2 protein-coding genes are annotated in these 9,615 nt (G+C 74.2%); both read left to right on the plus strand.

The window, feature by feature from the left end; all coding sequences use genetic code 11:
• The coding region (locus AB0I73_RS38690; protein ID WP_363045090.1) for an SDR family NAD(P)-dependent oxidoreductase at positions 1-2,520 on the plus strand (2,520 nt) is incomplete at its 5' end.
• Between the two features lie 49 nt (positions 2,521-2,569).
• Positions 2,570-9,615 (plus strand): type I polyketide synthase (locus AB0I73_RS38695; protein ID WP_363045091.1); only part of this gene is annotated, 7,046 nt, incomplete at its 3' end.

Consider the following 9,615-nt stretch of genomic DNA (forward strand, 5'->3'; position numbering starts at 1 on the left):
GCCACCGTGGAGTTCGAGCGGGCCACCCGGGCCGCGCTGGCCGACGGGCACAGCGTCTTCGTCGAGGTCAGCCCGCACCCGGTGCTGGCCCTGGGCCTGCAGGGCACCATCGAGGACGCCGGCGCGGAGGCCGCCGCGCTGGGCACCCTGCGCCGCGACGAGGGCGGCGTGGAGCGGCTGCTGACCTCGCTGGCCGAACTGTGGGTGACAGGCGTCGACGTCGACTGGGACACCGTCTACGCCGGCACCGGCGCCCGCCGCACCGCCCTGCCCACCTACCCCTTCCAGCGCACCCGTTACTGGCCCGAGCTGTCCGCGGAGGCCGCGACCGCGGTAGTGGACGGCGTGGACGCCTCCTTCTGGGAGGCCGTCGAGAACCAGGACCTTCAGGCGCTGACGCAGGCGCTGGGCGGTGCCGACACGGAGCCTCTGGAGGCCGCCCTGCCGACGCTGTCCTCGTGGCGACGGCAGCGGCGTGAGCAGTCCGCCCTGGACTCCTGGACGTACGGTGTCATCTGGAAGCGGACCGACGTCGGCAACAACCTGCCGGTTCTTCCGGGCCGCTGGCTGGTCGCCGTACCGGAGAGCCTCCCCGACGACGACAAGCAGGCCGACGCGATCGTCCGGGCGCTGACCGAGCACGGTGCCGACGCCGTCCGGGTCACGGTGACCGGGCGGGCGGTCCTCGCGGCCGCGCTCGCGGACCTGGACCCGCAGCACGTCGACGGCGTCGTCTCCCTGCTGCCCCTCGCCGACACGGGCACCGGCACCGATGCCGAACCCGTGGGTGTGCTCGGAACGGTGGCCCTGGTGCAGGCACTGGGCGATGCCGGGGTGCAGGCGCCGCTGTGGTCGCTGACCCGGTGCGCCGTTTCCGTCGGTACGGGCGACCCGCTGGTGAGTCCCGCGCAGGCCGCCGTATGGGGCCTGGGCCGGGTCGCCGGGCTGGAGTTGCCGCAGCGCTGGGGCGGTCTGGTCGACCTGCCGGCCGAGTGGGACGAGAACGTCGCCACCCGCCTGTGCGCGGTGTTCGGCGGCGCGCACCGCGGCGAGGACCAGATCGCGGTGCGCCCCGCCGGAGTCTTCGCCCGCCGTCTCGTACGGACCGGGCTCGGCGCTGCGGCGGGCGAGTGGCGGCCGTCCGGCACGGTGCTCGTCACCGGCGGCACCGGTGCGCTCGGCAGGCATGTCGCCCGCCGGCTCGCCGAGACCGGCGCCGAGCACCTCGTGCTCGTCGGCCGCCGGGGCCCGGACGCCCCGGGCGCGGACGCTCTGCGGGAGGAGCTCACCGAGACGGGCGCCCGGGTGACGATCGCCGCCTGCGACGTCACGGACCGGGCAGCGCTGGAAGCGCTGTTCGGGAAGCTCGACGCAGACGGGACCCCCGTCACGGCCGTGGTGCACGCCGCGGGCGCGACGGGCGACGGGCTCCTGGACACCCTGACCCCGGACCGGATCGCCGACGCGCTGCGCGTCCCGGTGACCGGCGCCGCCCACCTGCACCGGCTCACCGAGGGCCGTGACCTGGACGCGTTCGTGCTGTTCTCCGCGTTCGCGGGCACGGTCGGCGGCGTCGGCCAGAGCGCCTACGCGGCGGCCAACGCCTACCTGGACGCGCTGGCAGGCCACCGCACGGCGCTGGGTCTGCCCGGCACGTCGATCGCGTGGGGCCCGTGGGCCGACGGCGGCACGGCGCAGGACGACCCGGGCTTCGCGGACCGGATGCGGGGTCGCGGCCTGCCGGTGCTGCCGACCGAGGTGGCGCTCGCCGCCCTGGGCCGCGCCGTTCCCGGCACGCTCCCCGGTACGGACCCGGCCGGTCCGCAGCCGTCGGCGGCCGTCCTGGTCGCCGATGTGGAGTGGGCGGCGTTCCTGCCTGCTTACCTCGCCGCCCGTCCGGCACCCTGGCTGGAGGACGTCCCGGAGGTCCGCGCGTTCGTCACCCGGTCCGCGGACGAGGGCGACGGCGCGGCGGACGGTGGTGCCGCGGAGTTCCGGGCGTCCCTGGAGGGACTGCCGGAGTCCGAGCTGACACGGAAGCTGCTGGAGCTGGTGCGGACGGAGGCAGCGGCTGTCCTCGGGTACGACTCGGCGGAGCAGATCGGCGCCAAGCGTCCGTTCCGCGACCTCGGATTCGAGTCGCTGACCGCCGTCAACCTGCGCAACCGGCTCGGTGTGCGGACGGGTCTGCGGCTTCCCGTGACCCTGGTGTTCGACCACCCCACCCCCATCGCCCTGACGGGGTTCCTGTGCGGCGAGCTCGGTGGCGCGGCCCGGACGTCCGAGGGGGCGGAGACGGCGGTGCTGTCGGAGCTGGACCGGCTGGAGGCCGGCCTGGCGGGCCTCGACGGCGACGAGGGGGCCCGGCAGCGGATCACCTCGCGCCTGCGGGCCCTGGTGGCCCGGCTGGACGGGGAGCAGGCGCCCGCCGAAGCGGACGGGGGCGTCGCCGACCGGCTGGACGCCGCGAGTGCCGAAGAAGTCCTGGCCTTCATCGACAACGAGTTCGGAGAGGCCTGAACAAGCGTGATTGCCGAATGTACGGAATTCCTGGAGGGGCTGGCGGGGCATGGCGGATGACAAGAAGGTCCTCGAGTACCTGAAGCGGATGACCGCGGATCTCCACCAGACCCGGCAGCGGCTGCGCGAGCTGGAGGCGGGGGAGCACGAGCCGATCGCCATCGTGTCGATGGCCTGCCGTTTCCCGGGCGGTGTTCGGTCGCCGGAGGATCTGTGGCAGCTGGTCGACGAGGGACGGGACGCGATCTCCGCGTTCCCCGAGGACCGCGGCTGGGACCTGGAGCGGCTCTACGACGCCGACCCCGACAAGCTGGGCTCCTCGTATGCCGCCTCCGGCGGATTCCTCGACAGTGTCGGTGACTTCGACCCGGCGCTGTTCGACATCAGCCCGCGTGAAGCGCTCGCCATGGACCCGCAGCAGCGGCTCCTGCTGGAGAGCACCTGGGAGCTGTTCGAGCGGGCGGGCATGGCCCCGTCGTCCGTGCGCGGCCGCCAGATCGGTGTGTTCGCCGGCGCGTCCGGCGAGGACTACTCGTCGCTGCTGCAGTTCACCGAGGGCGTCGAGGGCTACTACCTCACCGGCACCTCCGGCAGTATCGTGTCGGGCCGTATCAGTTACACGTTCGGCCTGGAGGGGCCGGCGGTGTCCGTCGACACCGCGTGCTCGTCGGCGCTGGTCTCCATCCACCTGGCGGCGCAGGCGCTGCGGCAGCGCGAGTGCTCCCTCGCCGTCGCCGGTGGTGTGACAGTGATGTCCGCGCCCGGCATGTTCATCGAGTTCAGCCGCCAGCGGGGCCTGGCGTCCGACGGCCGCTGCAAGGCGTTCGCCGACGCGGCCGACGGCACCGGCTGGTCGGAGGGTGTCGGCCTGGTCCTGCTGGAGCGGTTGTCGGACGCCCGCCGCAACGGGCACGAGGTCCTCGCGGTCGTCCGCGGCTCCGCCGTCAACCAGGACGGCGCGTCCAACGGCCTGACGGCTCCCAACGGTCCGTCGCAGCAGCGGGTCATCCGCGCCGCCCTCGCCAACGCCGGCCTGTCGGCCGCCCAGATCGACGCCGTCGAGGCGCACGGCACCGGCACCAAGCTCGGCGACCCCATCGAGGCGCAGGCCCTGCTCGCCACCTACGGCCAGGACCGTCCCGAGGGCCGCCCGCTGTGGCTGGGCTCCCTGAAGTCCAACCTCGGCCACACCCAGGCCGCCGCCGGTGTCGCCGGCATCATCAAGATGGTCATGGCGATGCGCCACGGCGTGCTGCCCAAAACCCTCCACGTCGACCAGCCGACCAGCCACGTCGACTGGTCCGCCGGCGACGTCGAGCTGCTCACCGAGGCCCGCGAGTGGCCCGAGACCGGTGAGCTGCGGCGCTTCGCGATCTCCTCGTTCGGCATCAGTGGCACCAACGCGCACACCATCATCGAACAGGCCCCGGCCGCCGACGCCACCCCAGCCGACGAGACGGCGCCAGCCACGCGTACGCCCGCCGGAACCCCGTGGCTGCTGTCCGGACACACCGAGCAGGCCGTGACCGAGCAGGCGGCCCGCCTCCTCTCCCACCTCGAGACCGCCCCGCACGCGGGCGCCCTGGACGTGGCCTGGTCGACCGCCGTCACCCGCTCCGCCCTCGACCAGCGTGTCGCCCTCCTCGGCGCCGACCGCGCCGAACTCCTCGACTCCCTGCGGGCCGTCGCCGACGGCGCCACCGCCCCCGGCGTGCTGCGGGGCAGCGTGCTGGAGCACGGCGGGCTGGCCTTCCTGTTCTCCGGGCAGGGTGCGCAGCGCCCCGGCATGGGCCGGGAACTGTACGAGGCGTTCCCCGTGTACGCAGAAGCCTTCGACGCGGTCTGCGCGGAACTCGACAAGCATCTGGACCGACCCCTCAAGGACGTCGTCCTCGACACCGGCTCCGACCTGCTGGACCAGACGGTGTTCACCCAGGCGGGCCTGTTCGCCCTCGAGGTGGCGCTGTTCCGGCTGATGGAGCACTGGGGCATCGTCCCCGATCACCTGCTGGGTCACTCCATCGGTGAGCTGGCCGCCGCGCACGTGGCCGGGGTGTGGTCGCTGGAGGACGCCGCCGCGCTGGTCGCGGCACGGGGCCGGCTGATGCAGGCCCTGCCCACCGGCGGCGCCATGGCCGCAGTCGAGGCCACCGAGGACGACATCCGTCCGCTGCTCACCGACGGCGTCGCCATCGCCGCCGTCAACGGCCCCGCCTCCGTGGTGATCTCCGGCGACGAGGACGCCGTCCTCGCCCTCGCGGCCCGCTTCGGCCGGTCCAAGCGGCTCCGCGTCAGCCACGCCTTCCACTCCCCGCACATGGACGGCATGCTCGACGACTTCGCCAAGGTCGCCGAGACTCTGACCTACCACGAGCCGAAGCTGTCGATCGTCTCCAACCTCACCGGCGGCATCGTCGCCGCCGACGAGCTGCGCACCCCCGGCCACTGGGTGCGGCACGTGCGCGAGGCCGTGCGGTTCGCCGACGGGCTGCGCACCCTCGACGAGCTCGGTGTCACCACCTACCTGGAGATCGGCCCCGGCGGGGCCCTGTCCGCCGTCGGCGCCGATTCCGTACGCGCGGACGCCGCCTTCGTCCCGGCCCTGCGCAAGGACCGCCCCGAGAACGAGGCGCTGACCGCCGCGGTCGCCGAACTCCACGTCCGCGGCGCCCTCGTCGACTGGAGCACCTTCTACGAGGGCACCGGCGCCCGCGGCATCACCCTGCCCACCTACGCGTTCCAGCACGAGCGCTACTGGCCCAAGCTGTCCACCGGCTGGACCGGCGACATCACCGCCGTGGGCCAGCGTTCCGCCGAGCACCCACTGCTCGGTGCCGTGGTGAGCCTCGCCGAGGGCGACGGCATGCTGTTCACCGGCTGCCTGTCCGTGCAGACCCACCCCTGGCTCGCCGACCACGTCGTCCTCGACACCACACTGCTGCCCGGCACCGCCTTCGTCGAACTCGCCATCACCGCCGGTGACCAGGCCGGCTGCGGCGAGGTCCGCGAACTCACCCTGGAGGCCCCGCTCGTCCTGCCCCAGCACGGCGGCGTCGCCGTTCAGGTGTCCGTCGGCTCCGCCGACGGACAGGGCCTGCGCAGCGTCACCGTGTACTCCCGGCCCGCCACCGACACGGACGAGCCGTGGATCCGCCACGCGAGCGGCATCCTGGCCCCGGCGGCGACGACGGCCCGCGGCGACGACCTCACCGCCTGGCCGCCGCCCGGCGCCACCCTGCTCCCCCTCGACACCTTCTACGAGGACCTCGCGGCCCAGAGTTACTCCTACGGCCCCGCCTTCCAGGGCCTGACCGCCGCCTGGCGCCGCGGCGAGGAACTCTTCGCCGAGGTCGCCCTCCCCGACGACGACGCCACCGACGCCCGCGCATACGGCCTGCACCCGGCGCTGCTCGACACGGCCATGCACGTCAACGCCCTCAACGACCTCGACGGCGGCATGGGCGAGGGCCGCGGCCGCCTGCCGTTCTCCTGGAACGGCGTCACCCTCCACGCTTCCGGGGCCCGTGCCGTCCGCGTACGGCTCCTGCGCACCGCCGGCAGCGACGGCGTCACCGTCCACCTCGCCGACACCACCGGCCGGCCCGTCGCCACCGTCGAGGAACTCGTCTTCCGCCCCGTCTCCGCCGAGCAGCTCGGCTCCGGCGCCGACGGCTCCCGCGACTCGCTGTTCCGCGTCGACTGGACCCCCGTCACCGCGGGCGGCAGCCACGACACCGACGACTGCGTACTGATCGGCGACAACAGCCTCAAGCTGCCCGCCGCCGCCCGGTTCGAGAGCCTCACCGCGCTCGCCCGCGCCGTCGACGACGGCATGCCGCTGCCGTCCACGGTCGTCGCACCGCTCCCGGCCCTCCCCGGCGCCCCCCTCGCCGAGGCCGCCCACGGTGCCGCGCACCGCGCCCTGGAACTCGCCCAGCAGCTGCTGGCCGACGACCGGTTCGAGCAGACCCGGCTGGTCCTGGTGACCCGCGGCGCCGTCAGCACCGGTGACGGTGACACCCTCGACGACCCGGCACAGTCCACCGCCTGGGGCCTCATCAGGTCCGCCCAGAACGAGAACCCGGGCCGCTTCGTCCTGGTCGACCTCGACACCGCCCCGGCCTCCCGCCGCGCCCTGCTGCAGGCCCTCGCCACCTCGGAACCGCAGCTCGCGGTCCGCGACGGCGCCCTGCACGTGCCGCGGCTGGCCCGTGCGCCCCGCACAGACGACACCGGCACCGGCCGCGTCCTGCTCGACCCGGACGGCACCGTCCTGGTCACCGGCGCCACCGGCACCATCGGCACCCTCCTCGTCGAGCATCTCGTACGCGCCCACGACGCCCGCCACCTGCTGCTACTCAGCCGACGCGGCGGCGACGCGCCCGGCGCGGCCGAACTGACCGCCAGGCTTGAGGAACTCGGCGCCACCGTCACCTTCGCCGCCGTCGACGCGGGCGACCGCGACGCCCTCGCCCGCGTCATCGACGCCGTCCCCGCCGCCCACCCGCTCACCGCCGTCCTCCACGCCGCCGCCCTGTCCGACGACGGCGTCCTGACCGCACTGACGCCCGAACGCATCGACGGCGTCCTCGCCCCCAAGCTCGACGCCGCCGTGCACCTGCACGAACTCACCCAGGACCTGGACCTCGCGTCGTTCGTCCTCTTCTCCTCCCTCGCCGCCACCCTCGGCGGCCCCGGCCAGGGCAACTACGCCGCAGCCAACCTCTTCCTCGACGCCCTGGCCACCCACCGCCGGGACCGCGGCCTGCCTGCCGTCGCCCTCGCCTGGGGTCTGTGGGCCGAACTCAGCGGCCTCGCCGCGAACCTCGACGAGTCCCACCTGCAGCGCATCGACCGGGCCGGCGTCACCGCCATGTCCGCCGAGGACGGCCTCGCCCTGTTCGACGCGGCGACCGCCCGTCCCGAACCTGTCGTCGTCCCCGCGCACATCAACCTGCCGGCCCGCGCCGACACCCCCGCCGAGGCGATCCCCGCGATGCTGCGCGGCCTGATCCGGCCCGCCGCCCGTCCGGCCGCCGCCGCGGCGGACACCGAGGTCGTCTCCTCCCTCGTACGCAGCCTGGTGCAGCTGCCCGAGGAGGAGCGCATGGCCTTCGTCCTCGACGTCGTGCGCGACGCCGCGGCCGCCGTGCTCGGCCACCGCTCCGGCCACGAGATCCAGCCCCAGAGGGCCTTCAGCGACCTCGGGTTCGACTCGCTGACCGCCGTCGAGATGCGCAACCGGCTGAGCCTGGCCACCGAGATGCGCCTGCCCGCCACGCTCGTCTTCGACTTCCCCACACCGACCGTCCTCGCCGAGCACCTGTGCGCCGAACTGCTCGGCAGCCCGGCTGCCGCCGAGACCGCCGCCACCGCCGCCGTCGGCCCGGCCGACGACGAACCGATCGCCATCATCGGCATGAGCTGCCGGCTCCCCGGCGATGTCCACTCGCCCGAGGACCTGTGGCAGCTCGTCCTCGACGGCCGCGATGCCATGGGCCCCGTCCCCGCCGACCGCGGCTGGAGCATCGATGCCCTGCCCGGTACCGAGCCCGGTGCTTCCTTCGAACTGCTCGGCGGTTTCGTCGCCGAACCGGCGGCGTTCGACCCGGCGTTCTTCGGGATCTCGCCGCGTGAGGCCCTGGCCATGGACCCGCAGCAGCGGCTGCTGCTGGAGACCTCCTGGGAGGCCTTCGAGCGGGCCGGCATCGACCCGGCCACCGTCAAGGGCAGCAGCGTCGGCGTGTTCGCCGGCTCCAGCGGCCAGGACTACTCGGCGCTCCTCAACGCCTCCGAGGGCAACGAGGGCTACCTGCTGACCGGCATCTCCGCCAGCGTCGTCTCCGGCCGCGTCTCCTACGCCTTCGGCCTCGAAGGTCCCGCGGTCACCATCGACACCGCCTGTTCCTCCTCCCTCGTGGCGCTGCACCTCGCCGTGAAGGCCCTGCGGAGCGGCGAATGCTCCATGGCCCTCGCCGGAGGCGTCATGGTCATGGCTACCCCGGCGGCCTTCGCCGGCCTCAGCGGCCAGGGAGGTTTCGCCGCCGACGGCCGCTGCAAGGCCTTCGCCGACGCGGCCGACGGCACCGGCTGGTCCGAGGGTGTCGGTGTGCTGCTCGTGGAGCGGCTGTCGGACGCGCGCCGCAACGGCCACCAGGTCCTCGCCGTCGTGCGCGGCTCGGCGATCAACCAGGACGGCGCCTCCAACGGCCTGACGGCCCCCAACGGCCCGTCGCAGCAGCGCGTCATCCGCGCCGCCCTCGCCAACGCCGGCCTGACGCCCGCCGATGTGGACGCCGTCGAGGCGCACGGCACCGGCACCAAGCTCGGCGACCCGATCGAGGCGCAGGCGCTGCTGGCCACCTACGGCCAGGAGCACGACGCGGACCGGCCGCTGTGGCTGGGCTCCCTGAAGTCGAACATCGGCCACTCCCAGGCCGCCGCCGGCGTCGCGGGCATCATCAAGATGGTCATGTCGCTGCAGCACGGCGTGCTGGCCAAGACCCTGCACGTCGACCGGCCGACCACCCACGTCGACTGGACGTCGGGCGCGGTCGAGGTCCTCACCGAGCAGCAGCCGTGGCCCGAGACGGACCGGCCCCGCCGTGGCGCCGTGTCGTCCTTCGGCGTCAGCGGCACCAACGCGCACATCATCCTCGAACAGGCCCCGGAACAGGAGCCCGTCTCCCCCGGCCCGATCATGGACCCGCACCCGGTCATGGACCGGACCGTGGCGTCCGGCGTCCCGGTCGTCCTCTCCGGCAAGACCGACGAGGCTCTGCGCGCCCAGGCCGCCCGTCTCGCGGACCACCTCACCGCCCGCCCCGGACTCACCCCCGTGGACGTGGCCTGGTCACTGGCCACCACCCGCGCCCACTTCGACCACCGTGCCGCTCTCGTCACGAACGACCGCGACGCGCTGCTGCACGACCTGCGCTCCTTGGCGGAGGGCCTGGCTGCTCCCGGCACCGTGACCGGGCACACCACGGCACCGACCCGTCCGGTGTTCGTGTTCCCCGGTCAGGGGGCGCAGTGGGCCGGGATGGCGGTGGGGCTGCTGGAGGCCTCGCCGGTGTTCGCCGCCCGGATGGCCGA

Origin of the sequence: Streptomyces sp. NPDC050388, from assembly GCF_040655635.1 — a bacterium.
GTDB lineage: Bacteria > Actinomycetota > Actinomycetes > Streptomycetales > Streptomycetaceae > Streptomyces.